At 72.2% G+C, this 25,636-nt stretch carries 19 protein-coding genes; 5 read left to right on the forward strand and 14 right to left on the reverse strand.

Translation table 11 applies throughout. The features are described from left to right. Window positions 1-18: 18 nt before the first annotated feature. From ACSMXR_RS29365 to ACSMXR_RS29380, 4 genes are read right to left on the reverse strand one after another with little or no spacing between them, the layout of a single operon-like run. A complete protein-coding gene (locus tag ACSMXR_RS29365; protein WP_137230398.1) occupies window positions 19-648 on the reverse strand; it encodes an alpha-ketoglutarate-dependent dioxygenase AlkB in 630 nt (209 codons plus the stop codon). Window positions 649-708: 60 nt separating this feature from the next. After that, a complete protein-coding gene (locus ACSMXR_RS29370) occupies window positions 709-2,286 on the reverse strand; it encodes a GMC family oxidoreductase (protein WP_473170254.1) in 1,578 nt (525 codons plus the stop codon). 34 nt (window positions 2,287-2,320) lie between these two features. Then, a complete protein-coding gene (locus tag ACSMXR_RS29375; protein WP_473170255.1) occupies window positions 2,321-3,907 on the reverse strand; it encodes an APC family permease in 1,587 nt (528 codons plus the stop codon). Further along, a complete protein-coding gene (locus ACSMXR_RS29380) occupies window positions 3,904-5,373 on the reverse strand; it encodes an aldehyde dehydrogenase family protein (RefSeq protein ID WP_364882243.1) in 1,470 nt (489 codons plus the stop codon). Before ACSMXR_RS29380 ends, ACSMXR_RS29375 begins: the two co-directional genes overlap by 4 nt. Before the next feature lie 349 nt (window positions 5,374-5,722). On the opposite strand from ACSMXR_RS29380, the gene ACSMXR_RS29385 reads away from it, so the two are divergent. Next, a complete protein-coding gene (locus tag ACSMXR_RS29385) occupies window positions 5,723-6,940 on the forward strand; it encodes an FAD-dependent monooxygenase (RefSeq protein WP_218524402.1) in 1,218 nt (405 codons plus the stop codon). A 126-nt stretch (window positions 6,941-7,066) separates the two neighbouring features. Here the strand turns inward: ACSMXR_RS29385 and ACSMXR_RS29390 are convergent, their stop codons facing one another. The 8 genes from ACSMXR_RS29390 to ACSMXR_RS29425 form a co-directional block, all read right to left on the reverse strand. Further along, the gene (locus ACSMXR_RS29390; RefSeq protein ID WP_137230408.1) at window positions 7,067-7,795 is read right to left on the reverse strand and encodes an ABC transporter ATP-binding protein; all 729 of its coding nucleotides are present in this window, start codon (window positions 7,793-7,795) and stop codon (window positions 7,067-7,069) included. A gap of 10 nt (window positions 7,796-7,805) precedes the next feature. Beyond that, a complete protein-coding gene (locus ACSMXR_RS29395; RefSeq protein WP_473170256.1) occupies window positions 7,806-8,669 on the reverse strand; it encodes an ABC transporter ATP-binding protein in 864 nt (287 codons plus the stop codon). After that, window positions 8,666-10,780, reverse strand: a complete 2,115-nt coding sequence (locus tag ACSMXR_RS29400) for a branched-chain amino acid ABC transporter permease (RefSeq protein ID WP_473170257.1) — start codon at window positions 10,778-10,780, stop codon at window positions 8,666-8,668. Before ACSMXR_RS29400 ends, ACSMXR_RS29395 begins: the two co-directional genes overlap by 4 nt. 1 nt (window position 10,781) lies before the next feature. Next, the gene (locus ACSMXR_RS29405; protein ID WP_137230414.1) at window positions 10,782-11,987 is read right to left on the reverse strand and encodes an ABC transporter substrate-binding protein; all 1,206 of its coding nucleotides are present in this window, start codon (window positions 11,985-11,987) and stop codon (window positions 10,782-10,784) included. 89 nt (window positions 11,988-12,076) lie between these two features. After that, window positions 12,077-12,481 carry a roadblock/LC7 domain-containing protein gene (locus tag ACSMXR_RS29410; protein ID WP_030079793.1) on the reverse strand — a complete coding sequence of 135 codons (405 nt, stop codon included), beginning with the start codon at window positions 12,479-12,481 and terminating at the stop codon, window positions 12,077-12,079. Further along, window positions 12,478-14,922, reverse strand: coding sequence for a sensor histidine kinase (locus ACSMXR_RS29415; protein WP_473170258.1), 2,445 nt, complete (start codon window positions 14,920-14,922; stop codon window positions 12,478-12,480). Before ACSMXR_RS29415 ends, ACSMXR_RS29410 begins: the two co-directional genes overlap by 4 nt. A 302-nt stretch (window positions 14,923-15,224) precedes the next feature. Continuing rightward, on the reverse strand, window positions 15,225-16,667 hold the full coding sequence (locus tag ACSMXR_RS29420; RefSeq protein ID WP_473170259.1) for an aminopeptidase P family protein: 1,443 nt from the start codon (window positions 16,665-16,667) through the stop codon (window positions 15,225-15,227). 81 nt (window positions 16,668-16,748) lie between these two features. Next, window positions 16,749-18,212, reverse strand: a complete 1,464-nt coding sequence (locus ACSMXR_RS29425; RefSeq protein ID WP_473170260.1) for an aminopeptidase P family protein — start codon at window positions 18,210-18,212, stop codon at window positions 16,749-16,751. Between the two features lie 118 nt (window positions 18,213-18,330). Between ACSMXR_RS29425 and ACSMXR_RS29430 the strand changes: the two genes are divergently transcribed. Next, on the forward strand, window positions 18,331-18,960 hold the full coding sequence (locus tag ACSMXR_RS29430) for a TetR/AcrR family transcriptional regulator (protein ID WP_137230422.1): 630 nt from the start codon (window positions 18,331-18,333) through the stop codon (window positions 18,958-18,960). Window positions 18,961-19,063: 103 nt separating this feature from the next. Here ACSMXR_RS29430 and ACSMXR_RS29435 read toward each other — a convergent pair whose 3' ends face one another. Beyond that, the gene (locus tag ACSMXR_RS29435; protein ID WP_137230424.1) at window positions 19,064-20,809 is read right to left on the reverse strand and encodes an ABC transporter ATP-binding protein; all 1,746 of its coding nucleotides are present in this window, start codon (window positions 20,807-20,809) and stop codon (window positions 19,064-19,066) included. After that, window positions 20,806-22,509, reverse strand: coding sequence for an ABC transporter ATP-binding protein (locus tag ACSMXR_RS29440; protein ID WP_364882268.1), 1,704 nt, complete (start codon window positions 22,507-22,509; stop codon window positions 20,806-20,808). The genes ACSMXR_RS29435 and ACSMXR_RS29440 overlap by 4 nt, the downstream gene beginning before the upstream one ends. 152 nt (window positions 22,510-22,661) lie before the next feature. On the opposite strand from ACSMXR_RS29440, the gene ACSMXR_RS29445 reads away from it, so the two are divergent. From ACSMXR_RS29445 to ACSMXR_RS29455, 3 genes are read left to right on the forward strand one after another with little or no spacing between them, the layout of a single operon-like run. After that, window positions 22,662-23,714: an ABC transporter substrate-binding protein gene (locus ACSMXR_RS29445; protein WP_473170261.1), complete on the forward strand. Its 1,053-nt coding sequence runs from the start codon at window positions 22,662-22,664 to the stop codon at window positions 23,712-23,714. Between the two features lie 8 nt (window positions 23,715-23,722). Further along, window positions 23,723-24,826 carry a FecCD family ABC transporter permease gene (locus ACSMXR_RS29450; protein ID WP_137230430.1) on the forward strand — a complete coding sequence of 368 codons (1,104 nt, stop codon included), beginning with the start codon at window positions 23,723-23,725 and terminating at the stop codon, window positions 24,824-24,826. After that, window positions 24,823-25,611 (forward strand): ABC transporter ATP-binding protein, encoded by a 789-nt coding sequence (locus ACSMXR_RS29455; protein WP_381793720.1) that lies wholly within the window; start codon window positions 24,823-24,825, stop codon window positions 25,609-25,611. Before ACSMXR_RS29450 ends, ACSMXR_RS29455 begins: the two co-directional genes overlap by 4 nt. Window positions 25,612-25,636 lie beyond the last annotated feature (25 nt).

Consider the following 25,636-nt stretch of genomic DNA (forward strand, 5'->3'; position numbering starts at 1 on the left):
GCCCGCGGGGCACCGGCGTCAGCGCACCCCGTCGGGCCGGAACTGCACGCTGACGCGCGGTCCGACGGCCCGCGCGGTCTTGGGGATCGCGTGCTCCCAGGTGCGCTGGCAACTGCCGCCCATGACGATCAGGTCGCCGTGGCCGAGCGGCCTGCGCACGGGGGCGGGGCCCGGGCGGCGCGGCCGCAGGGCGAGGTGCCGGGGCGCGCCCAGCGAGAGGATCGCGACCATGGTGTCCTCGGTGCCTCCCCGCCCGGTGGTGTCCCCGTGCCAGGCGACCCCGTCCCGCCCGTCCCGGTAGAAGCACAGCCCCGCCGTGGTGAACGGTTCGCCGAGCTCGGCCGCGTAGTGCCTGCTCAGCTCGGTACGGGCGGCCTCCAGTGCCGGATGCGGAAGAGGGTCGCGGCGGCCGAAGTGGGCCAGCAGCCGGGGGACCGCCACCACGCGCTCGTACATGACGCGCTGCTCGGCCCGCCAGGCGACATCCCGCACCAGCGTCTCGAACAGCGTGTCCGCGCCCCGGAGCCACTGCGGCAGCACGTCGATCCAGGCCCCGTGGCCCAGATCGGTGCGCCGCAGCCCGCTCAGGGGGCGGGTGCCGACCTCGGCCTCCTGGTCGAAAAGTGAGCTCTGCAGGTGTACGGCCATGGGACGAGCGTAACGCTATTCGAGCATGTGTGCGAATATTCGGACGGTGGCGGCGCCTGCTCAAGCGGTGACGGGGAGGGGCCCTTCCTTGATCAGATCGGCGCACTTCTCGCCGATCATCATCGTGGTGATGCACGGATTGACCGTCGGCAGGAACGGCATGACGGACGCGTCGGCCACCCGCAGCCCCCGGACCCCCTTGACCCGCAGCTGCGGGTCAAGCGGCGATTCCACGTCCTCGACCGGGCCCATGCGGACGGTCCCGGCCGGGTGGTACACGGTGTTGTGCGTCTCGCGGATGTAGTCGAGCAGCTCGGCGTCCGTGGTGGCGCCCGGCCCCGGCGCCAGCTCCGCGCCCGCCCAGTCGGCCATCCGGGGCTGCGCGACGATCTCCCGCGCCAGCCGCAGCCCGTACGTCATCACCCGTACGTCGTGCTCGTCGGTGAAGTAGCGCGGATCGACCCGGGGCTTGTCCCGGAAGTCCCGGGTCCGCAGCCGTACCGTGCCCCGCGACCGGGCGCGGGTGACGTTCGGGGTCAGACAGAAGGCGTTGTCCGAGGTCGGGTAGCCGCGCCGGTAGGTGTTCATGTCGAACGGCACCGAGCCGTAGTGGAACATCAGATCCGGCCGGTCGAGCCCCGGCTCGGTGTCGGCGAAGATCCCGATCTCCCACCACTGGGTGGAGGTGGTGACCATGGGCCGTTTCGCCTCCCACATGATCACGCCCTCCGGGTGGTCCTGGAGGTGCGAGCCGACGCCGGGGGAGTCCACCCGTACGTCCACCCCGGTGTCCCGCAGATGTCCGGCCGGGCCGATGCCGGACAGCATCAGCAGCTTCGGGGAGTCGATCGCCCCGCAGGAGACGATCACCTCGCGCCGCGCGTGCACCGCCCCGCTGTGGACCGTGTCGGGCTCCAGATACTCCACCCCGGAGCACCGGTCGCCGTCGAACAGCAGCCGCTTCGCCTGGAGCCCGGTCCGTACCTCCAGGTTCGGCCGCTTTCCCAGCACCGGGTGCAGATATGACACCGAGGCCGAGGAACGGGTGCCGTCCTCGCGGGCGTTGATCTGGAACCAGTGCGCGCCCCGGATCACCGTGGAGCCCGTGTTGAACGGCACGGTGGGAATGCCCGCCTCCGCGCAGGCCTCCAGCAGAGCCGTGCCGCACGGGTCGCGGGGCGGCACGGTCCGGATGATGACCGGACCGGAGCGGCCGTGGTGGTCGCCGGGCGCGTCGTTCGTCTCAAGGCGCCGGTAGAGCGGGAAACAGTCCGCCGCGCTCCACCCGGTGCAGCCCAGCGCACCCCACTCGTCGAGATCCTCGGCCGGGGCCCAGAAGGCGATGCAGGAGTTGTGCGAGGAGCAGCCGCCGAGCACCTTGGCGCGGGCGTGCCGCATGAAACTGTTGCCCATCTCCTGCGGCTCCACCGGGTAGTCCCAGTCGTAACCGGACTCCAGCAGCGCCATCCACCGCTCCAGCCGCAGGACGCTGTCGTCCCCGACGTCGGAGGGGCCCGCCTCCAGGACGCAGACGGTGACGTCCGGGTCCTCGGTGAGCCGGGCGGCGATGACGGCGCCGGCCGTACCGCCGCCGACGACGACGTAATCGAACGCGGGTGCAGGGCTTGCTTCGGACATCGGGTCTCCAGGATCGGGCCGGCCTGCGGGGACGTCAGCCGGCCGGCGGGGGCGGAGTGGTGGTGGGGGCGGTGGGGTCCTCCTGGGCCTCGAACCGGTGCTCGGCGAGGACGCCGGTCCGGTGCCGCTGGACGAACCAGTAGTAGGCGAAGCCGCCGAGCGCGACGACGCCGATGAACAGGAACGCGCCCCAGCGCAGATACCAGTGCTGCGGGCCGGTCGCGTTGTACACCTCGGCGCGCGGCCAGGCCAGGTTGAGCGACATCGCCGTGCCCCAGAGGACCGCGAGCACATTGACCGGCAGCCCCCAGCGGCCCAGTGAGAACGCGCCCTCGCGCGGCTGCCAGCCGCCGCGCAGCCGGCGCAGCAGCATGGGCACGGTGACCAGCAGATAGGCCACGTAGATCATGATGATCGCGATGCTGGTGATCACCGAGAAGATCTGCGGCTGGTTGATGTTCACCACCAGGATCACGACGCCCACCACCCCGATCAGCACGGCGGGCACCACGGGCGTCTGGAACCGGGGACTGACCCGGGCCAGCTTCGATCCGGCGGGCAGGTTGTTGTCCCGGGCCATGGCGAACATCAGCCGGATCCCGGCCGCCTGCACGGCCAGCACACAGACCGTGATCGCGACGACCACCGCCCAGAGGAAGATCTCCCCGACGGTGTCGCCGAGCGTCGCCAGCACCACGTACTGCAGACCGCCGGTCGACAGCTCCTCGGCCTTCAGGTCGGGCACCGAGAGCAGCGCGAAGAGCAGGATGAACGCACCGATCAGGAAGGACGCGATGAGCGCCCGGAGGATGGCGCGGGGCGCGTTGCGGCCCGGGTTGTGCGACTCCTCGCCGAGCGAGGACGCGGTGTCGAAGCCGTACATCACATAGGCCGAGGCCAGCGACGCGGTGAGGAACGCGCCGAAGTAGCCCAGCGACTGGCCGCTGCCCAGCCCGTACGTCTCCGTCAGCGCGGTGCTGGGGCCCCGGGTGATGTGGGCGGCCAGGAAGATGATCAGGGCCACGGCGGCGATCAGTTCGATGAAGACGCCCGCGGAGTTGATCCGGGCCATGAGCTTCACGCCGAACGCGTTCACCAGCGTGGAGAACAGGATGAGCACCGTGCCCAGCAGGACGGCGTTGGCCGCCTGGTCGTTCTTGCCGCTGCCGTCGCCCACGAACTGGAACCAGTCGTCGATCTGCGGCAGCGTGATCTGGTATGCCAGCGCCACCGCCGACAGGGTGACCATGGTGGCCGTCATCATCATCCAGCCGCCGAGCCAGCCGACGTGCGGACCGCCCATCTTCTTGGCCCAGTTGTAGACCGAACCGGCCACCGGATAGCGGGCGGCCAGCTCGCAGAAGCACAGGGCCACCATCAGCTGCCCGCAGAAGACCATCGGCCAGGACCACCAGTAGGCGGGGCCGCCGAAACTGACGCCGAAGTAGAACAGCTGGAAGGTGCCGGTCAGGATCGAGATGTAGCTGATCCCGGCGGCGAAGGTGTGGAAGTTGCCGAGCGTGCGCCGGAGTTCGGGCTTGTAGCCCAGCTCGCCGAGCGCGTCGTCGTCATGGCTGCTGTCCGGCACCGCCCGCCCTTCGGGGCCCTTGACGCCGCTCACTCGAACCACCGCTGGGGGACCGCCGCGACATTGCGCCAGATGTGCTTGGCCTCCTGGTACTCGGCGAGACCGGCCGGACCCAGCTCGCGGCCGAAGCCGGACTGTTTCATGCCGCCCCACTCCGCCTGCGGTACGTAGGGGTGGAAGTCGTTGATCCACACGGTGCCCGCCCGCAGCCGCGAGGCCACCCGGTGGGCGCGCCCGCCGTCCTGCGTCCAGACGGCGCCCGCCAGCCCGTACACGGTGTCGTTGGCCAGCCGGACCGCGTCGTCCTCGTCCCGGAACCGCTCGACCGTGAGCACCGGACCGAACGACTCGTCCTGCACCACGGACATCGAGGTGGCGCACTCGTCCAGCACGGTGGGCGGGTAGTAGAAGCCGCCCGCCAACGCCGGATCCTCGGGCCGCGCGCCCCCGCAGCGCAGCACCGCGCCCTCGGCGATGCCCTCGGCCACGTACGCCTCGACCTTGTCGCGGTGCGCCGCCGAGATCAGCGGCCCGCTGCGCGCCTCCTCGTCGAACGGCCCGCCGAGCCGGATCCGGCCCGCCCGCGCCACCAGCTCGTCGGTGAACCGGTCGTGCAGCTCGTCCTGGACGAGGAGCCGCGCCCCGGCGGAGCAGACCTGCCCCGAGTGCAGGAAGACCGCCATCAGCGCGTAGTCGACGGCGGTGTCGAAGTCGGCGTCGGCGAAGACGATGTTCGGATTCTTGCCGCCCAGCTCCAGGGCCACCTTCTTCACGGTGGGCGCGGCGGCCGCCATGATGCGCCGCCCGGTCACGAGCCCGCCGGTGAACGACACCAGGTCGACCCGCGGATCCTCGGTCAGCGGCGCCCCCACCACGCCTCCCGCCCCGAGCACCAGATTGGCGACCCCGTCCGGCAGCCCGGCCTCGGCCAGCAGCCCCATGAGGAGGATGGCGGTGTGCGGGGTCAGCTCGCTCGGCTTGAGGACGAACGTGTTGCCGGCCCCGAGCGCCGGGGCGACCTTCCAGGCGGTCTGGAGCAGCGGATAGTTCCACGGCGTGATGAGCGTGCAGACGCCGACGGGCTCGTACACGATCCGGCTGTCGACGTCCGCGAGCCCGGTGTCGACGACCCGGCCCGCGTCCCCGGCCGCGACGAGGTTGCCGAAGTACCGGAAGCAGTTCGCGATGTCGGCCATGTCGTAGGCGCTCTCGACCAGCCGCTTCCCCGTGTCCAGCGACTCGGCCCGGGCGAAGACGTCCTTGTCCCGCTCCAGCAGCTCCGCCACCCGCAGCAGCAGCCGCCCCCGCTCGGCGGCCGGTGTCCCCGGCCAGACCCCCCGGTCGAAGGCGCGCCGGGCCGCTGCGACGGCCGCGGCGGCGTCCTCGGCCCCGCCCTCGTCGACCTCGGCCACCGGCGTGCCGTCGGCCGGACAGCGGATCTCCCGCTTCCGCCCCCCGGCGGCCGCGGTCCACTGGCCATCGATGAACAGCTCCGGCATGGGCTCCTCCTGTACGGGGGCGGGACGGGCGCCCCGCCGGGTGCGGGCCACGGCGACGACCGGCTCCCCGGGTGACGACGTCAGCACAGACAGTAAGGGCGGCCGGGTGTGTGCGCAGCGCGGACGCGGCCGTCCGGAGCACGCGCCCCGCCGGCCCGTCGGCCGGACACGCACCGCCCGGGGCCGGGCGCTCCTCGCCCGATAGGATCCGGTCCGGCCCTGACCTCAGGTCATGGGCCGGTCAACAGGTCATGAAACAGGGCGATTTACGCCCTGCCGCGCCGCCGCGAGAAGCGCGTCCGCCGGGCGGCCGGAACAGCCGGAACACCGAGTGAGTGGAGCGCCAGTCATGCGTGGAGGCAGTGTCGCCGTGGTCGGCGGCAGCATAGCGGGGTGTGCCGCGGCCCTGGCCGCGTCGCGCGGGGGAGCGGAGCGGGTCACCGTCCTGGAGCGCGCCGACGACCGGCTCCGGGACAGAGGGGTGGGCATCGCCCTCCAGAGCGACCGGTACGAGGAGCTGCGGGAGGCCGGGTACGTCGCGCCGGAGATGCCCTGGGCGCCGCTGACCCGGCGGGTGTGGAGCGTGCGCGACGGCGAGGCCGACCACGGCCGGGCCGTCGGCGAGCAGCCGTTCCCCTTCCGGGCCTACAGCTGGGGCTCGCTGTGGAGCGAGCTGCGCCGCCGGGTGCCCGAGGAGGTCACCTACCGGTCCGGTGCGGTGGTCACCGGGGTGGAGCCGGACGCCGACGGGGTGACGCTGCGGCTCGCGGACGGGTACGAGGAGCACTTCGACGTGGTGATCGGGGCCGACGGATACCGCTCCGTCGTCCGCGAGGCCATGTTCCCCGGCGCGGACGCCACGTACGCCGGATACATCGGCTGGCGCGGGACCTCGTCGGACGTCGCGGACCTTCCGTCGGACGGCAACGACGCGCACAACATCGTCTTCCCCGGCGGTCATTGCATGATCTACCGCATCCCGGACGGCGTCGGCGGCCACCGGCTCAACTGGGTGCTCTACACCGCGCCGCCGCAGGCCGACGGTCTCCACCCCGACCTGCGGACCCCCACCTCGCTGCCGCCGGGCCGGCTCAACTCCGAGCTCACCGCGCGTCTTCGGGCCCTGGTCGCCGACAACTTCCCGCCGTACTGGGCCTCCAGGGTGCTCCGCACCCCCGCCGACACCACCTTCATCCAGCCCATCTACGACCTGGAGGTGCCGCACTACACCTCCGGGCGGATGGTGCTCGTCGGTGACGCCGCCAGCGTGGCCCGCCCGCACATCGGCGGCGGCAGCGTGAAGGCGCTCCAGGACGCCACCGCGCTGGAGGCCGCCTGGAAGGCCGGGAGCAGCTGGAAGGAGGTCCTGGAGAGCTACGACGCCGGGCGCGGGCCCGTCGGATCCGCCATGGTCGCGCTCGCCCGCCGGATGGGCGACGCGCAGGTCGAGAACACCCCGGACTGGTCCGCCATGGGCCAGGCCGAGTTCGACACGTGGTGGCAGGACCAGAACAAGGGCTCCGACCGGCGCAGCGGCTTCGGCGGCCACAGCATGAAGGCCGGGTAGGCGCGGCGTGCGCGCGGCACGGGTGCGGTGACCCCGCGGGGGTCGTCGCACCCGTGCCCGTACCGCGCTCGTGCCCGTACCGCGCTCGTGCCCGTACCGCGCTCGTGCCCGTACGGCCGTCGTGTCTCAGGCCGCCGTCGGGGCCAGCTCCAGCGCCGCGTGCAGCGCGGAGGCATCGGCGCGGGCGTCCGCACCGGACATGCGCAGCGTCACCCGCCCCGAGGTGAGGACCGTGAGCGTACGGGCGCACTCGGCGGCCTGGGCGGGGCTGGGCGACACCAGCAGGACGGCGATGCCCTCGGCCGCCAGCGTCGTTACCAGTTCGTGGACCTGCCGGACGAGGACCGGCGCGAGGCCCTCGGTCGGCTCGTCGAGCAGCAGCACCCGTGGCGAGCCGAGCAACGCGCGGGCCAGCGCCAGCATCTGCTGCTCGCCGCCGGAGAGATCCGTACCCCGGTTGCCCCGGCGCTCGCCCAGCCGGGGCAGCAGCTCCAGGACCCGCGCGGGGGTCCACACGCTGGGGCGCGTCGTGTCGCCGCGGCGCGGCGGACGGTAGGACAGCCGCAGGTGCTCCTCGACGGTGAGCCCGGCGAACACCCGGCGGCCCTGCGGTACGAGCCCGATCCCGGCGCGGGCGATCCGGTGCGCGGGCCGGCCCGTCACCTCACGGCCGTCCAGGGTGACGGTTCCGGCGCTCGGGCGCATCAGCCCGGCGACGGTGTGGACGAGGGTGGTCTTGCCGGCGCCGTTGTGACCGACGACGGCATGGACCGTGCCGGCGGACACCGACAGGTCGAGCGCGTGGAGGACGGTGCCGCCGTGGTAGCCCGCGGTCAGGCCGGTGAGTTCGAGCATCGGGGGACGGTCATCCTCTCGCTTCGGTGACGGGCGCCGCTTCGGTGACGCGATCCGCTTCGCCGACCGCTGCCGTCGAGCCGGTGCCGTGGTACGCGTCGCGGACCTCGGGGTGCGCCAGCACCTCCTGGGTCCCGCCGGTGACGAGCACCTTCCCGGCGGCCAGCACCGTGACCGTTGAGGCGATCTGGGCGACCACCTCGACATGGTGCTCCACCAGGATGACCGCCACGCTCGCCGGCAGACCGCCGAGGATGCCGAGCAGCCGGCCGATGTCGCCGTCGGTCAGTCCGGCCGCGGGCTCGTCCAGGAGCAGCAGCCGGGGCGCGCCCGCCAGCGCGGCGGCGAGGTCGAGCATGCGGCGCTGCCCGTGCGAGAGCGTGGAGGCCGGGCGACGGGCGAGGTCCGCCAGTCCCACGGTCTCCAGATGGCGGCCCGCGGACTCGGTGTGCTGCCGGTAGCGGGACGGGCTGCGCCACGCCCCGCGCCGCTTCGGATGGTGCGGCCAGCCGGCCAGGACGACATTGTCCAGCACCGACAACTCCGCTATCACGGATGGCTGTTGGAAGCTGCGGGCGATGCCGAGACGGCTGCGCCTGGCGGTGGACGTACGGGTGATGTCGGCGCCGTCGAGGGCGATCGTGCCGTGGTCGGGCCGGTCCGTGCCCGCGATGAGGTTGAGCAGGGTGGTCTTGCCGGCGCCGTTGGGGCCGATGACGGCGTGCCGGGCGCCCGCCGGAAGCCGGAGGCTGACATCGTCGACGGCGGTGAGCGTGCCGTAGCGGCGGGTGAGCCGGGTGAGGTCCAGCACGGGCGGCGGGGCGGTCGCGGCGGGGGCGGATGCCGGTGCCGCGGTGGTCGGTTCGGGTGTCATGGGGAGACCTTCCCGGCGGGGGCCGAGGTGGGAACGGGCGTCGGCCGGTCCGGCGGCCGGGGCGCGTCGGAGGACGGCCCGCTGCCGCCGCCGGATTTTCCGCGCAGACCCGCGAGACCGCGCGGCAGCACGTACACCGTGGCGACGAAGAGCACGCCGAGCAGCAGCGGCCCGTGGCCGGGCCAGGAACCGGCGACCCAGTCCCGGGTGGCGACGATGAGCCCGGCGCCCAGCAGTGCGCCGATCACCGAGGTCGTACCGCCGATGACCACCGCCAGCAGGGCGAACGCGGCGATCTCGAACCCGACGTCGGCGGGGGAGAGGTACTGCTGGACGGTCACCATCAGCGAACCGCCCACTCCGGCCAGCGCGCCCGCGCAGATGTGGGCCACCAGCAGATAGCGCCCCACCGGATGCCCCGAGGCGCGCATCCGCGCCTCGGCGCCCCGGGTGCCCGTCAGCAGCTTCCCCGCCGGGGAACGCAGGACGAGCAGGGTGAGGGCCACGGCGACGACGGCGACGACCAGGGCGTAGTTGTACAGCTCGCTCTCCGCCAGCATCCCCTCCCCGCCCCAGAGCGCCTGCGTGGCCGGGAAGCCGACGAGACCGTCGGCGCCGCCGGTCACGGACTTGAGCTGGTTGACGACCGCACCGGTCAGCTCGCCGATGGCCAGCGTGATCATCAGGACGGTGGTGCCACGGGCCCGGATCACCGCCGGCCCCACCACCGCCGAGAAGACGGCGGCGGCGAGCGCCGAGAGGACTATCTGGACAGGGCCCACGGTCCACCCGGCGTCCGCGAGGTTCGCCGTGGCGTACGCGCCCACGGCGAACGGAGCGGTCTGCCCGAGGGTGGGCAGCCCGGCGTAACCGGTGAGGATGGTGACGCTGACCGCGAGCAGCCCCAGGGCCAGCGCGGAACCGGCCAGCGAGATGCTGTACGCGTCGAGCAGGGCCGGCAGCGCGATCAGCACCGCGAGCAGCACGAGCAGCGGAGCCGCCTGCCACCACGCGGCCCTGCCCGGCAGCCGGCCGACCCACGCCGGCACCCGGTTCCCGCCCGCTCGGGGCGCCGTGGCGCTCCGGTCCGGGGCCCGGTCCTGACCCCGGCCCCGGTCCGCCTCCGACGCCTTCGCCGCTGCCTTCGCCGACCGTGCCGCACCGCCCGACGGCCGTCGCAGCCGGGCCGCGAGAGCGCCCCGCAGCCGGGCGACCGGGTCCGTGGCAGGGCCCTCGGGGCCGTGGCCCGTCGCCGGTTCCGCGAAGCGGGAGCGCAGCACCAGCACCGCCGCCATCGCGGCGAAGAGCAGATACGGCGCCAGCTCGGGCGCCAGCGAGACGCCCAGCGTCTGCACCTCGCCCACGGCGACCGCCGCGAAGAAGGTCGCCCACAGCGAGCGCAGCCCGCCGAGCACGACCACCACGAGGGACAGCATCAGCACGTTCTCGGACGTGCCGGGCCCGGGGCCGATGATCGGCGCCCCGAGCACACCCGCCGCCCCGGCCAGCGCACCCGCCGCCGCGAGGACGCCGGTGTGCACCGCCCGGGGGCTGAGCCCGGTGGCCGCGAGCATCTGCGGATCGTCGGCGGCGGCCCGTACCGCGGCGCCCATCCGGGTCCGGGTCAGCACCCAGGTGCCGAACGCGGCGAGCAGCACGGCCATCACGATGAAGCAGAGCCGGTAGGCGGGGTAGCGGTGCCCCAGCAGCGTCACCGAGGAGTCGAGCGCCTCGGGTACGCGTACGGGGAGTTCGTCCGCCCCGAAGAACTGGATCAGCAGATCACCGCCGATCAGGGCGAGCCCGAACGTCAGCAGTGCCTGCGCGAGATGCCCACGCCGGGCGAGCGGAGCCGTCGCGGCGGACAGCCCCGCCCCGGCGACGCACGCCGCGGCGGTTCCGGCGGCCAGACCGAGGGCGAGCCCGCCCCAGGTCCCGTCGCTCAGCTCGGCCCCGGTGTAGGCGCCGATCGCGTACAGCGTGCCGTGCGACAGATTCAGCACACCCGCCGTGCCGAAGGCGAGACTCAGACCGGCGGCGACCACGAACAGCAGCAGCCCGAAGGCCACTCCGTCCACCGCCGGCACGAGGTGGGCATCCAGGAGATCCATGTCAGCTGCCGAGCGTCGCCAGGTCCTGGACCATGACGTTGGCCAGCTGGGAGCCGTCCGGCCGCACCTGGCGCAGGTACCACGTCTGCACCGGCGAGTGCGCCTTGTCGCCGAACTCCCAGGCGCCGCGCGGACTGTCGATCTGGCCGAGACCCGCGATGGCCTTGTTGATGGTCTGCGGCGTCACGTCGCCGTCCTTCGCCGCGTCGGCGATCGCCTTGTCCAGCACGGCGGCCGCGTCGTACGACGACATCGCGTAGGTGGTGGGCTGGGTGTCGTGCTCCGCGGTCCAGTCGGCGGCGAACTTGCGGTTCGCCTCGTTGTCGAGGTCGGCCGCGTAGTTCAGGACGGAGTAGATGTCCTTCGCCGCGGGACCCTGGGCCTGGAGCACGCTGCCCTCGGTGACGAACGCCGTGTACAGCGGCAGATCGGCGATGTCGGACTGGGCGTACTGCTTGGCGAAGTCGATCGCGGCCTTGCCGGCGTAGAAGCAGTACACCGCCTTGGCGTCCGTCTTGGCGATCTCCGCGAAGTACGGCATGAAGTTGGTCGTCTTCGGGAACGGCGTCCAGGTGGTCTTGCCGTCCGGGTTGGCGAGCTTCCCCTTCACCCGCTTGAACTCATCGGTGAAGCCGCGGAGTTCGTCGTAACCGCCCTGGTAGTCCGGGCCGATCGCGTAGACCGGGCCGTCGACCTTCTCCTTGATGTACGGAGCGATGGCCCTGCCCGGCTCGTCGGACAGGAAGCTCGTCGTCCACACGTACTCGATGTCCTTGACCGGCGGCCGGGCGTTCGACCCCAGGAAGGGGATCTTCGCCTGCTGGGTCAGGGGCAGCACCGCGTTGACCGAGCCGCCGCCGACGAGGCCCGTCAACACGTCGACCTTGTCCTTCTTGACCAGCTTGGTGGCCGCGGGCACGGCGGTCGGCGGGCCGTCGCCCTCGTCCGCCACGATGAGCTCGACCTTGCGGCCGCCCAGCTTGTTGCCGTGGGTGTCCAGATACAGCTTGAAGCCGTCCCGCAGCTCCGTGCCGACCGGCTCGTACGTGCCCGACAGGGAGGCCACCAGGCCGACCTTCACGGTGTCGTCGGAGGAGCCGCTGTCGCCGCTGCACCCGGTGACGGCCGCGAGGCCGAGGGCGAGGGCGGCGGCGCCGACGGGACGGAATCTGCGGTGGCGGGGACTCGATGGGGCGAAGGGGAACATGAGGGCTCTCATCAGGGGTGGAGGGACAGCGGGCGGGGCGGGGGGCGGCAGGATCGAGGGGTCCCGGTCGGGGGAGGCCGGGCCGCAGGTCAGCGCGCGGGCGGCAGGCTCGCGTCGCGGACCTGGGGGGACAGCGAGTCACCGACCTGGTTGATCAGTTCGGACATCATGTAGCTGACCTCGCCGATGTCCGCGTCCCTGGTGGTGGTCACGAGCAGCGAGGCGCCGCTGGAGACGGCCATCGAGAACATGTAGCCGCCCTCCATCGCGGTGAGGCTGTGCTCCACGGGGTCGGTCTGGGTCAACTGTGCAGCAGCGGAAAGCAGGTTGACGATGCCGGACGCGATGGCGGCCAGCCGCTCGGCGTCGTCGCGTTCCACGCCGGCGTACGCCAGCGCGAGTCCGTCCACGGACACCGCTATCGCCTGGGTGACTTCCGGGATACGCCCGGCGAAATCGCTCAGGATCCAGCTCAGGTCGGAGGAGGTGGTCATTTCTCGGTCCGTTCGGTGTTGTCGTCCGGGGCGGAACGCCCCCGGTGGTTCGTGCTCCGGTTGATCCCCTGGGCGTAGGCCGCCAGTACGTCGGAGACCTGCCGGGAATCCCGGCGGCGGGGCGACGGCCGCGGAGCACCGGTGCCGGGCCGCTGTTCGGTGCCGGTCCGCTTGCCCCCGGCGGGCCACTGCTGAGGTGTTCTGCGCTGCCGCACCGGCAGCCCGGAGGAACTGACCCCGGCGACCCGCGACGCCGGCTCGTCGTGCACGGGATGCGGTGCGGGAGCGGTGTCGTGCCCCCGCTCACCCATGGGTGCGGACGCGGGTGCGGACGCCGTGTCGTGCTCACGCGTGGGCACGGCGGTGGGCGCGGTGTCGTGCCCACGTTCACGGCCGATGACCCCCGAGCCGACCGGGGCGCCCCCGTGGCCGGGCCGCGCGTCCGCCGCGGTGGGCTGCCGGCGACCGCTCGGCCCCGGCGGTGTGATCGGGCGCGGCGCCTCGTAGCCGGCATGGCTGCCGGGCCCGACCTGCGACGGCCCCTGGTCCTCCTTGAAGTCCAGGGCCAGCACCTTCGCGGGCAGCGTGACCTCGGCGATGGTGCCGGGGCCCGAGGAGTCGCGCAGCTCGACAACGATGCCATGGCGCGCGGCGAGCCGTGCCACCACATGCAGACCCATGGACCGTACGTCGCCGATGCCCGCCTGCGGTTCGCGCAGCGCGGCGTTGTGGACCGCGCGGCGCTCCGCCGTGATGCCCACGCCCTCGTCGACGATCTGCACGACCGCCCGGTCCCACAGCCGCCAGACGGCGACCCCGACCTGCTTGTCCGGGGGCGAGTACCGGGTCGCGTTGTCGAGCAGCTCCGCCAGGATGTGCGCCACGTCGTGCACGGCGCGGGCGGTGACGCCGATCCCCGACTCGATCACGCCGAGCGAGACCCGGTCGAACCGTTCGATCTGCTGGGCGGCGGCCACGATGACGGTGGAGCACCCGACATCGGCGGACCGCACCCGGGCGTTGCCGTAACCACCCAGCACCAGCAGGTTGTTGGTATTGCGCTCCATGCGGACCGCGAGGTGGTCGAGAGCGAAGAGGGTCTTCATCCGTACGGGGTCGGCCTCGTCGCGCTGCACGGTGTCCAGCTCGGACACCATGACCGAGGTCAGCCGGGCTCCCCGGCGCGCGACCCCGACCAGCGTCTCGGCCAACTGCTCGTGCGCCTGTGCCTGTTGCGCGGCCAGGCGGACGGCCTCGTGGTGGACGGCGTTGAACGCCTCACCGACCTCGCCGATCTCGTCCTGGCCCGTGGTCCTGACCGGGTCGCCGGTCCGCCGGGCCACCTCCTCGGGCGTCGCGCCGCGCAGGGCGCCGGGCCGGGACAGCTCGGTCATCACGGCGGGCAGTCCGGAGTGGGCGACCTCGTGCGCGGCGTTGCGCAGATCGCGCAGCCGCCGGATCATGACGCGGCCCAGGCGGATCGCGACGACGACGACGCCGACCAGGGTCAGGAGCACCAGCGCGACCTCCGCGCCGGCCGTCCAGACGAGGGTGGTGCGTACGTCGGATACCTGGGCGTAGACGGCGGCGTCGACCCGCTTCTCCACCGAACGCAGCAGCTCCTGCCGGTCGTTGGCGGCCTTCTGCCACTCCTCGGGGGTGACCGTGATGTCCTTGCCGGTGCCCGTGCGCCCGATCTCGTCCTCCAGCCGGCGGGCCTCCAGCGCCTTCGTCCCGGAGAGGGTGCGCTCCAGCCAGGTCCGCCATTCGCCGGGCCCGAGGTCGAACATGACGCCGATCGACTCGGTGTAGCCCATCCGGCCGGCGTCGAAGGTCCGCTGCGAGGCGGTCGTGAAACCGCCCGCGGCCTGGGCTCTCGCCACGGTGACCTGCTGCTGGGCGGTGTGCTCGGCGGCCTCGGACAGGGCGGCCGCGGCACGGATGCGGTCGGCGATGTCGGCGTCGACGCCGTCCGCCTGCGCGATGCCGTCGCGGTAGCTGTTGAGGTCGGCGATCACGATCCGATAGCCGAAGGCGAGCGCGGAGACGGTGCTGCTTCCCGAGCGCACCTGGGCGCGCAGCCCGGGCATCTCCTCGATGAAGCGCTCGATCCGGTCCAGGGCGCCCTGGGCGCTGCCGGGTACCGAGGAGAGACCCTTGGTCCGGCCGCGGAACATGGCGATGCTCTTGTCGGTGGCGTTCGTACGTATCCGGAAGGCCTCCGCGTCCCCCTGTTCGGAGATCAGGGCGGTGGCCGCCGCCCGCTCACGCTGCAACTGGTGGGCCAGCTCGCTCGCTCCGTCGGCGGCGTCGACCATCGAGGTCAGCCGGCCTGCCTGGAGCGCCTGGTTCGTCGCCGGTGCGAGGGCGAGAACAGAGAAGGCGACGGCGACGGTGAGCGGTGCGGTGACGAGGAGTACGAGGCGACGATTGATTTTCACTGCGCGGCTCCGTGGCCGGAACCGGGCTCGAATATCGGTGACACTCAGATACCTGTTAACGGGTTGTGGGGGTGTCGGTAAGGACATGCTGACGGGGTCAGCGATGCTGGTGGGGCAACAGAGGCCCCAGGGGCGCGCGGCATGATCCTATGCCGTAGTGCGCTCCTCCGGATGGGGGAATCTCTGAAAAATCTGCGCACCGACCGCACAAAGGTGGCCTGACCTCGATCACAAGTGTGCGAAAAAAGCAGGTTATTGAGCCAATACGGCGTGTCCGGACGCCGTTCAGCGCCCCGATGGTGTCACCGAGAAGTGTCCATCCACGCCTCGATCTCGTCCGCACCGCGCGGCAGACCCGACGACAGACACAGCGCGCCCTCGGCCGTGATGACGAAGTCGTCCTCGATCCGCACCCCGATGCCGCGCAGCTCCTCGGGAAGGGTCAGATCGTCGGGCTGGAAGTACAACCCGGGCTCCACGGTGAGCACATGGCCCTCCTCCAGCACACCGCCCGGATACGTCTCGCTGCGGGCGGCCGCGCAGTCGTGGCAGTCCAGGCCGAGCATGTGGCCCGTGCCGCAGACGGTGTAGCGGCGGTACAGACCGGACTCGTACGGGATCGCCCCGCCGCCGGGCCGCAGGCCCCAGGCGTCCAGCCCGTCGGCGATGACGCGCGTCGCGGCGTCGTGGAACGCGCCGTACGGCGCACCGGGCCGCAGGGCCGCGATGCCGGCCGACTGGGCGGCGAACACCAGGTCGTACACACGGCGTTGGACATCCGTGAAACGGCCGCCGACCGGCAGCGTCCGGGTGACGTCCCCCGTGTAGAACGAGTCCGCCTCGACACCCGCGTCCAGCAGGAGCAGCTCCCCTTCCCGTACCGGACCGTCGTTGTGCATCCAGTGCAGTACACACGCGTGCGCGCCGGCCGCCGCGATCGTCTCGAATCCCAGGCCGTAACCCTCCAGCCGCGCGCGCCGGTTGAAGGTGCCCTCGACCCACCGCTCACCCCGCGCGAGGCGGGTGGCGCGGGGCAGTTCGCCGACGACGTCGTGGAAGCCGGCGACCGTGTGCCCCACGGCGGCGCGCAGCTGCTCGATCTCCCACTCGTCCTTGACCAGCCGCAACTCCGACAGGAACGACAGCAGTTCGGCGTCGGCCGGTGCGGACGGCGGGACCAGCGCATCGACGAACGCGTCCGTGCCGCGCACCACCCGGGTCGGGACGCCGCCGCCGAGCGCCCGCTCCAGGCCGTCCCGGGCGGCCGCGTCGACGCCGAGGGCGTCGGAGGTCTCCCGGAGGGTGCGGCGGCGGCCGACCCAGAACTCGCCGTGCTGCCGGTCGCTGTAGAACTCCGCCCCGGACGGACCCGCGTCGCGCGGTGACCGCGGCCGGGTGAACAGGGTGACCTCGTGCCCGCTGCCGGTGGGTTCGAGGACGAGCACACTGTCCGGCACCGCCGACGTCCCCTGCTCGGCGGTGAGATGGATGAACGCGGAATGCGGCCGGAAGGCGTAGTCGAAGTCGTTGCTGCGGGTCCTGAGCCCGCCCGCCGGGACGACGATCCGCTCGCCGGGGAACCGCTCGGACACCGCCGCACGCCGCCCGGCCGCGCTCGCGGCCCCGGAGACGGGCGGGAGCCTCCGGTCCGTGTCCGCCCACCCCTGCCGAAAGACCTCGGCGACCACGGCCGGTGTCCGAAGGTCGTGGTTCCTGGCCCCGCGCGAGCCGTCCCGCTGTTCCATCGCACGCCTTCCCGTCATCCGGCACCGTGTCATCAGGCGGCCGGGTCATGAGCCCGTTCCCGTCGTCCGGTCGCCCCGTCGTCAGCCCCGCAGCCGGGCCATCCACGCCTCCACCTCGTCGGCGGCCCGCGGAAGGCCGGCCGAGAGGTTCTCGTTGCCGTCCTCGGTGACCAGGAAGTCGTCCTCGATCCGCACACCGATGCCGCGGAGCTCCTCGGGTACGGTCAGGTCGTCCGGCTGGAAGTACAGGCCCGGCTCCACGGTGAGCACCATGCCCGCCGCCAGCGTCCCGTCCACGTACAGCTCGGTGCGGGCCTTCGCGCAGTCGTGGACGTCCAGGCCGAGCATGTGCCCCGTGCCGGCCAGCGTCCAGCGCCGGTGCAGCCCCAGTCCGTACGCCTCGTCCACCGCCCGCCCGCCGAACAGGCCCCAGGAAGAAAGGTGTTCGGCCAGCACCCGCTGGGCGGCATGGTGGAAGTCCCGGTACTTCGCGCCGGGCCGGACCACGGCGATGCCGGCCGACTGCGCCGCGTACACCGCGTCGTACACCCGGCGCTGGACCGGCGTGAAGCGGCCGTCGACCGGCAGCGTCCGGGTGACGTCGGCGGTGTAGAGGTTGCGGCTCTCCACCCCGGCGTCGACGAGCAGCAGCTCGCCCGGGCGGGCCTCGCCGTCGTTGCGGCCCCAGTGCAGGGTCGTGGCGTGCGGTCCCGCCGCGCAGACCGACGCGTAACCGACGTCGTTGCCCTCGATCCGCGCCCGCATCCGGAAGGTGCCCTCGACGACCCGCTCCGGGGTCGGTGTGTCCGTGCCGAGGGCGCGCACCACGTCCTCGAAGCCACGGACGGTCGCCCGGCAGGCGTGGCGCAGCTCGGCGATCTCGAACGCGTCCTTGATCAGGCGCAGTTCGGACAGCGCGGCGCGGAACTCGGTGTCGCGCTCGGCGGTCACCCTGTCGGCGAGGGCGGCGTCGACGTCCGCGTCGTGGCCGCGCAGCAGCCGGATCGGGCCGGTGGCCGTGGCGAGCCGCTCGGTGAGGGTGCGGACGTCGCGGCAGGGCAGGCCGAGAAGCCGCTCGTTCTCGGTGAGGCTGTTGCAGCGGCCGTCCCAGAGCTCACCGTGGTAGTCGCGCCAGAACTCGCCGTTCTCGCGGTCGGACCGGGGGAGCAGACAGGCGATGGCCCGGTGCTCGCCGACCGGGCCGGGCTCCAGGACCAGTACGGAGTCCTGCGACTGGTCGCCCGTCAGATGGACGTAGTCGGAGGACGGCCGGAACGGATGGTTCGTGTCGTTGGCGCGGACCTTCGGGTTTCCGGCGGGGATCACCAGGAGTTCACCGGGGAACCGGGCGGAGAGCGCCGCCCGGCGGCGCGCGGTGTACGCCGCCTGCGCCACGGGTTCGAGGTCATGGCGCTCGGTGTCCGCCCAGCCCTGCCTCATGTTCTCGGCGAGCTCGCTGCTCACCTCCCCGTACAGGCCGTTCTTCCGCGCCCTGTTCTCGTCCGGCTCATCGGCCACGATCTGCCCCCGACGCGCATCCGTCATGCTCGCTCCTCCTCGACCGTGGACCGGAACTCGCAATGTACGGTGTGACATTGCACAAGACAAGAGGGGAGTCACCCCACCGCTTTCCCGCCCCTGCCCACCCCGTAGAATCCGTGAAATGAGTGTGCGCCGCCGAGCTACCCCTGGCCGCCCGCGAACCAAACCCGCCGAGGAGCGGCGCGCCGACCTCATGGACGCGGCCGAGAGGGTGTTCGCCGAGCGGGGCATCGACGCTGCCCGGATCGATGAGATCACGGAGCGCGCGGGTGTCGCGATCGGCACCTTCTATCTGCACTTCAGCTCCAAACGCGACCTCATGCTCGCCGTACAGGCCCGCTTCATCGACCGACTGGTCGAGCGACAGCACGAGGCGGTGCGGAAACTGCCCGCCGACGACTGGGTCGGACGCGTGGACGCCTGGCTCAGCGACGCGGTCCGCGTCTATCTGGAACACGCCGAACTGCACGACGTGTTGTACGGCCACACTCCGATCAACGCCACGACGGAGATTCAGGTCAGCCCCGAGAACGCGCATGTCGAAGCGTTCCGGCGACTCATCACCGAGCGGCCGAACCCGCCGGCGGACGCCCCGAACCCCGCGATGGCGGCGATTCTGATCTACAGCGCCTGGTACGGGGCCACCCATGCGCTGTTGCACCACGAGGCCGAGGACATCGACCGGCTGGCCGACGAGCTCATCGCCGACATCACCGACCTCGCACACCGCTACCTGCGCACCGAGACCTGAGCGACGCGGCCCGAGAGCCGTGGCACGGGCCGGGCTGCCGACGACCCTCGTGTGCGGATCGCCGACAGCAAAGCGGGTCCGTGACCGGTACCGGTACCGGTGGTCAGGAACTCACATCGGCGATCCGCCAGTGACGTGCCTGCTCGTACTGTGAGCTCAGACGCGCGAATGTGCCGCCCGTGAGCAGCAGTTCGTCCCGCGTGCCCGCCTCTACGACCCGGCCGTCGTCGAGCGCGACCACATGGTCCGCGGCGGCCAGGGTGGCGGGGCGATGGGCGATCACGATCACCGTACGGCCGGGGTCGGCGCCGAGGTTGGCGATGGCCCGGGTGATCGCGGCCTCGTTCTCCGGGTCGAGAGCCGAGCTGGCCTCGTCGACGAGGACGATACGAGCCCGCTTGAGCATCGCGCGGGCGATCGCGACCCGCTGACGTTCGCCGCCCGACAGCTGCGCGCCGCCCTCGCCCACCCGGGTCTGCCAGCCGGCCGGCAGACGCTCGATCACCTCGTCGAGCCGCGCCGCGGTGGCCGCCTCCTTCAGCTCGTCCCAGGTCGCGTCGGGGCGCGCCAGGCGCAGATTGTCCTCGATGGTGTCGTCGAAGAGGTAGACGTCCTGGAAGACGATGGCGATCTCGTCGAGCAAGGTGGCCGGGTCGAGTTCGCGCACATCGACGCCACCGACGCGCAGCTCTCCGGAATCGATGTCGAAGAACCGGGCGATGAGCCGGGTCGCCGTCGTCTTCCCGGACCCCGACGGTCCGACCAGGGCGGTGGTGGTGCCCGGCGGGCAGTGCAGCGACACCTCCTTGAGGGCGGGGGTGTCGCCGCCCGGGTAGGTGAAGGTGACGTTCGAGAACTCGACGTCGGCCTCGGCGATCCGGCGCACCGGCTCGGCCGGAACCGGCAGCGCGGGGGTGGACAGCAGCTCCTCGATCCGCGCGATCTGGTTGCGCAACGCGCGCAGGGCGCCGATGAGTTCGATGAGGTTGCCGAGCGGCTCCAGGAAACGGGCGGCCAGCACGAGCAGCACGATCGCCCTGGCGGCGTCGATACGTCCGCTGAGCATGAGCTCGGCGGTCAGCGCGAGCACCGCGACGAACCCGGCCATGATCACACCGGTGTAGACGAAGAACGGCTGCCGCGCGCGGCGCATGCCCTCCCGGTAGGTCTCGCGGTGGTCCTCCAGCGCGGCGCGCATCCGGGGCGTGCCCTCGGCGTGACCGGCGGCACGCAGCACCGGCTGGGCCTGGCCGAGCTCGATCGCCCGGCTGGCGACCCCGGCCGCCGCCCGCTCCAGCTCGATCTCGGCGATCTCGGAGATCCGCGCGGCCCGTTGCAGGGCGATGTAGGCGACCAGCGCGATCGCGCACAGCAGCAGCGCCATCCGCCAGTCGACCGTGAACGTCACGACGACGACCGTCGCGGGCAGCAGCGTCGAGGTGATCACGGGGCCGCCGATGGTCACCGCCAGATGCGCGGCGCTGCCCACGTCCGCGGTCACCCCGCGGGCGAGCCGGGCCTTGTGCTCGGCGGTGAACCAGCCCAGCGTCAGCGTGCTCACATGGCGCATCAACCGCCGCCGCAGCTGCGCCGCGAGCGCGCCCGCCGCCGCGAAGCCCACCGGGGTGGCGACGATGCTGAGCACCGCGTACAGCACCGCGCCGGCCGCGCCGAGCACCAGCCACGGTGTGGCCGCTCCGACGTCCGGTTCGGGGCGCACGACGGCGTCCAGGATCGGGATGAGCAGCGCCAGCAGCAGGCCCTGCAGGACGGCCTGCCCCGCGGTGAGCAGCCACAGCCGGGCCAGCAGCTTCGGGTTGGGCCAGAGCCGGTAAAGGCGGCGGATCACGCGAGCACCCCTTCCTGTGCCGCCCACATCCGGGCGTACAGCCCGTCGCGCGCGAGCAGTTCTTCGTGGCGGCCCTGTTCGACCAGGCGTCCGTTCTCCAGTACGAGGATCTGGGCGGCGCCCGCGATGGTGTGCAGCCGGTGGGCGATCACGATCACCGTCTTGCCCACCGCGAGGTTGGCCAGCGCCTCCTGGACCGCCGACTCGCTGTCGGCGTCCAGCGCGGCCGTCGCCTCGTCCAGGACGACGATCGGCGCCCCGGAGAGGATCGCCCGCGCGATCGTCAGCCGCTGGCGCTCACCGCCGGACAGGCTGCCGCCGCCCGCGTCGAGCAGCGTGTCGTAGCCGTCGGGCATGCTCTCGATGACCTCGTGGATGTGCGCCGCCTCCGCCGCCGCGCGGACCTCGGCGTCGCTCGCGCCTGGCCTGCCGATGCGGATGTTCTCCGCCACGCTGTCCCGCAGCAGGGCGACGTCCTGGAAGACCAGGGACATCGACGCCAGCAGTTTCGCGGACGGGATCGAGCGCACGTCCACCCCGCCGATCCTGAGCGACCCCTCCGTCACCTCGTAGAAGCGCGGCAGCAGGCTGGCGAGCGTCGTCTTGCCGGCGCCCGACGGACCCACGATCGCGGTCACCCGGCCCGGCGGACAGACGGCGCTGATCTCCTCGACCGCGTTGGTCACCCCGTCGTAGGAGAAGGAGACCCGGTCGAACTCGACACCGTGGCCGCCGGGCAGCCGCGGCTCCTCGGGCTCCGGCAGCGGCGTACGGGCCAGCAGCCGCTCGATGTTGGCCGCGCCCATCCGGCCCTTGCGCACCCCCTGGGCGGCGGTCACGGCGGGAAGGATGGAGTTGGGCAGTCCGATGGCGACCACCAGGAACGCCACCAGATCCGCGACGCCGAGCGACCCGCGGTCGACGAGGAACAGACCGGCGGCCGCCACGGCGGTGAGGACGGCCATCTCCGAGCCGAACAGCCGCGAGGCCGCGGAGCTGTGGCGCACCTCGGCGACCCAGGCCGCGAACGCCTGGGTGTGCTCGTCCACGGCGTCGTCGAAGCGGCGCAGCACCCGGCCCCCGGTGCCGAACGTCTTCACCACCTGGATTCCGTCGGCGTACTCGACGCTGGCGGCGCTGATCCGCGCGTCGGCGGCGACCAGCCGGTTCATATGGGTCGTCATGGACCGCATCGAGATACGGAAGAAGATCCCCATCAGGAGCAGCACGCCCAGCACGACGAACGCCATGCGCACGTCGACGAGGAGCAGATAGCCCGTCGCGACGACCATCACGGTGGTCGCCCCGACCAACTGCCCCAGGGCGTGCGCGATGACCTCGTGCATCTCCTCCAGGTCACCCGTCATCGCTCGCTTGACCTTGCCCGAGCCCGCGGCGCGGAACCAGCCGAGGGGCAGCTTGCCGAGGTGGGTCACGATCTGCACGCGCACGTCGTGCAGGATCGCCGCGTCCGCGTAGTGCCCCACCCGGGAGGACTGGACGAACAGGACGAGCCAGGCGCCCCCGCCCGCCGCGCCGATGCCGACCCAGGTCCAGATGGCGGTGTGCGACTCCGCGGGGTTGTCGAGCATGAGGCGGGCGATCTCGGCGACCGCGATGTAGGGCACGATGCCCGCCGCCGCACTCAGGCTCGACAGGATCGCGCAGATGACGAGTGAGGTCCGGATCGGAGCGAGCAAGCGCAGTAACGCGCCGGGTCCCGCCAGCCCCGGAGTCTGCGATGTTGAAGGTTTCATTAGGGTACCCTAACATGGCGACTGAGGCTCATTCAATAATGTGTGCAGCGCCCGGAGATACCCCTCATGACCGTCACCGAAGGGAACGCCTCTTCATGTTCCAGCCGCACTTCGACCACCCGTCGGCCGGCCGCGGACCACGTGCGGCTCCGCACCGGACCCGGGCCGCGTTCAGCGCCCTCGTCGCGCTCACGGCGCTCGGAGCGACCGGGTGCTCAGGCGCCGACACGGGCCCGCGCGAGGAGAGCGGGGCGAGCGGAATCACCTTCGAGTCCTGTAGTCGCACCGTCGAGCTCGACCGGGCCCCGAAGCGCGTGGCGATCACCACGGACGCCATCGCCGACACCCTGTTCGCGCTGGACGTCGGCGACCGGATCGTCGCCAAGACCCGCGGTGAGTCCGCCCCCGCGCCCGAGCTGAAGGAGCGTCTCGCGAAGCTGCCGAGCCTCGGGACGCGCAATCCGAGCGTCGAGGCGCTGATCGCGGCCAAGCCCGATCTCCTGATCACCGATCAGGTCGAGAAGGTCTCCGGCAAGCTGGGCAGTCCGAGCATCGCCGAGCTGGAGAAGCTGGGCATCGCCACCTATGTGGTCGGCGGCGGTTGTGCGGCGGACCTGAGCGCGGACACCTCCGGGCTCGACGCGCTCGACACCGACCTCGGCCAACTCGGCACCATCTTCGGTGTGGAGGCGCGCGCGAAGGCGTTACGGGACGAGCTGCGCGGCAGCCTCGACGACGTACGCCGGCGGACCGCGCAGCAGCCCAGGAGCGAGGTCGCCGAGATCTCCCAGGTCGCCGGCCAGCTCTATGTGACCACCGGAGGCCTCGCGAACGACGTGCTCGAACGGGCGGGCGGGCAGAACGTCTTCGCCGATCTGCCGGGGCAGTTCGCCCCGGTCAGCGCCGAACAGATCGTCGCCCGCAACCCCCGGGCCGTCATCGTGGACAACTTCACGGCGACGACGAAGGGCCGCAACGACGCGGTCGCGTTCCTGAACCGCACCTTCCCCACCGTCGACGCGGTCAAGGAGGGACGGGTCCTCGTGATCGACGCGGCCAAGACCGGCGCGCGCGGCAGTACGCGGCCGGTGGCGGGCGTCACCGAGATAGCGAGCTTCCTGCACCCGAGCACGTCCCGCTCCCAGTAAGGTCCGCGATGCACAAGCAATCACCCGCCCCCACCGTCACCGGTGACGCAGGGCCTTCGCGGGGCGGCAGCCGGCCGGCCCCACGGCGCGGCGGTCGGCATGTCCCCCTGACCGTCGTCGCACCGCTGCTGTTCGTCCTCCTCCTCGTCACGGTCTGCGTGGCCGTGTCGGTGGGATCCGTCGGTGTGCGGCTGGAGACCGTCACCGAGGTCATCGGCGGCCACCTGATCGGCACCGGGACCTCCGCGAGCGTCATGGACGACCAGATCGTGTGGAACCTGCGGCTGCCGCGTGTGCTGCTGGCCGCCGCCGTCGGCGCCGGGCTCGCCGTCGTCGGTGTCACGCTGCAGGCGACCGTACGCAATCCGCTCGCCGACCCCTATGTGCTCGGCGTCTCCGCCGGCGCCGGGCTGATGGCCTCCGTCGCGATCACCCTCGGGTCGGCGGCGGTGGCCGGTCTGTCGACATCGGCCGCGGCCTTCGTCGGAGCGCTCGTCGCGATGACCGCGGTCCTCGCACTGTCGCGCCGCGCCGGCCGGGTCATCCCGAGCCGGCTGATCCTCGCCGGGGTGACGCTCTCCTATCTGTTCAGCGGCGCCACCAGCTTCGTCATCTTCCGCAGCGGCAACGCGGACGCCGCGCACTCGGTGCTGTTCTGGCTGCTGGGCTCCCTGTCGGAGTCGTCGTGGACCAACCTGGCGCTGCCCGCCGCGGCCGTGCTGGTCGTCGGCGTCCATCTGATGGTGCAGACCCGGACCCTCAACGCACTCGCGGCCGGTGACGACGCGGCGCTCTCGCTCGGCGTCTCCGTGCACCGCGTCCGCATCCGCCTCCTGGTCACCGCCTCCCTCCTGACCGGCGTCCTGGTCGCCGTGTCCGGCGGAATCGGCTTCGTGGGACTCATCGTTCCCCATCTCGTACGCCTGGTCGTCGGCCCGGACCACCGCCGGCTGCTCCCCATCGCCATGCTGGTCGGCGCGATCTACCTCGTCGTCGTCGATGTGCTCTGCCGTGTTCTCGTCCGTCCCGAGGAACTCCCCATCGGGATCGTCACCGCCGTGCTCGGCGCGCCGGTCTTCCTGTGGCTGCTGCGACGTTCGGAGGCGTCATGAGACTTTCCCTGTCCGGCGTCGGCGTCCGGATCGGTTCCGTCCCGATCGTCGCGGACTGCGATCTCACCGTCGAGGACGGCGAACGCGTCGGCCTCGTCGGCCCCAACGGCAGTGGCAAGACCACGCTGTTGCGTACGGTCTACCGCGCGCTCGACCCGTTCGCCGGCCGCGTCGCGCTCTCCGGCGACGACGTGACGACGCTCGGCCAGCGCGAGGTCGCCCGGCGTGCCGCGCTCGTCGCCCAGGACAGCGCTCCGGACTTCGACTTCACCGTGGAGGAGGTCGTGGCCATGGGGCGCGGACCGTGGCTGCGGACCTTCGAGTCGACCATCGGCCGTGGAAACGGGGCGATCACCGCCGCGCTGGAACGGGTCCGGCTGGCGGAGCACCGTACCCGCAGGCTCTCCACCCTGTCCGGCGGTGAGCGGCAGCGGGCTCTGGTGGCCCGTGCGCTCGCCCAGGAGAGCCCACTTCTGCTCCTCGACGAACCGACCAACCATCTCGACGTGTACGCGGCGCTCGAACTCCTGGAACTCGTACGCGATCTCGGGCGGGCGACGCTGTGTGTGCTGCACGATCTCAATCTCGCGGCCGCCTACTGCGACCGGCTCTACGTCCTGCACCGCGGGCGGATCGTCGCGGGCGGCCCGCCCGCGGAGGTCCTCACCCCCGAGCTGGTCCGGACCGTCTTCGGAGTCACCTGCACGCATCTGACCCATCCGGCCACCGGCGGCCTGCTCCTCGCGTTCTCGCCGCAAGAGGTTGCCCCGGTCCATCATCCGTGACGGTCGTCAAAAGGTTCCTTCCGCG

It is taken from the genome of Streptomyces sp. DSM 106670 (genome assembly GCF_055792845.1).

Bases quoted from the DNA above. Each gene is read 5' to 3' on its own strand.
- ACSMXR_RS29385 (WP_218524402.1), top strand. From the start codon at position 5,723: ATGCGTGGAGGCAGTGTCGCCGTGGTCGGCGGCAGCATAGCGGGGTGT.
- ACSMXR_RS29370 (WP_473170254.1), bottom strand. From the start codon at position 2,286: ATGTCCGAAGCAAGCCCTGCACCCGCGTTCGATTACGTCGTCGTCGGC.
- ACSMXR_RS29410 (WP_030079793.1), bottom strand. From the start codon at position 12,481: ATGACCACCTCCTCCGACCTGAGCTGGATCCTGAGCGATTTCGCCGGG.
- ACSMXR_RS29365 (WP_137230398.1), bottom strand. From the start codon at position 648: ATGGCCGTACACCTGCAGAGCTCACTTTTCGACCAGGAGGCCGAGGTC.
- ACSMXR_RS29450 (WP_137230430.1), top strand. From the start codon at position 23,723: ATGCACAAGCAATCACCCGCCCCCACCGTCACCGGTGACGCAGGGCCT.
- ACSMXR_RS29445 (WP_473170261.1), top strand. From the start codon at position 22,662: ATGTTCCAGCCGCACTTCGACCACCCGTCGGCCGGCCGCGGACCACGT.
- ACSMXR_RS29425 (WP_473170260.1), bottom strand. From the start codon at position 18,212: ATGACGGATGCGCGTCGGGGGCAGATCGTGGCCGATGAGCCGGACGAG.
- ACSMXR_RS29400 (WP_473170257.1), bottom strand. From the start codon at position 10,780: ATGGATCTCCTGGATGCCCACCTCGTGCCGGCGGTGGACGGAGTGGCC.
- ACSMXR_RS29380 (WP_364882243.1), bottom strand. From the start codon at position 5,373: ATGCCGGAGCTGTTCATCGATGGCCAGTGGACCGCGGCCGCCGGGGGG.
- ACSMXR_RS29455 (WP_381793720.1), top strand. From the start codon at position 24,823: ATGAGACTTTCCCTGTCCGGCGTCGGCGTCCGGATCGGTTCCGTCCCG.
- ACSMXR_RS29405 (WP_137230414.1), bottom strand. From the start codon at position 11,987: ATGTTCCCCTTCGCCCCATCGAGTCCCCGCCACCGCAGATTCCGTCCC.
- ACSMXR_RS29390 (WP_137230408.1), bottom strand. From the start codon at position 7,795: ATGCTCGAACTCACCGGCCTGACCGCGGGCTACCACGGCGGCACCGTC.
- ACSMXR_RS29420 (WP_473170259.1), bottom strand. From the start codon at position 16,667: ATGGAACAGCGGGACGGCTCGCGCGGGGCCAGGAACCACGACCTTCGG.
- ACSMXR_RS29395 (WP_473170256.1), bottom strand. From the start codon at position 8,669: ATGACACCCGAACCGACCACCGCGGCACCGGCATCCGCCCCCGCCGCG.
- ACSMXR_RS29430 (WP_137230422.1), top strand. From the start codon at position 18,331: ATGAGTGTGCGCCGCCGAGCTACCCCTGGCCGCCCGCGAACCAAACCC.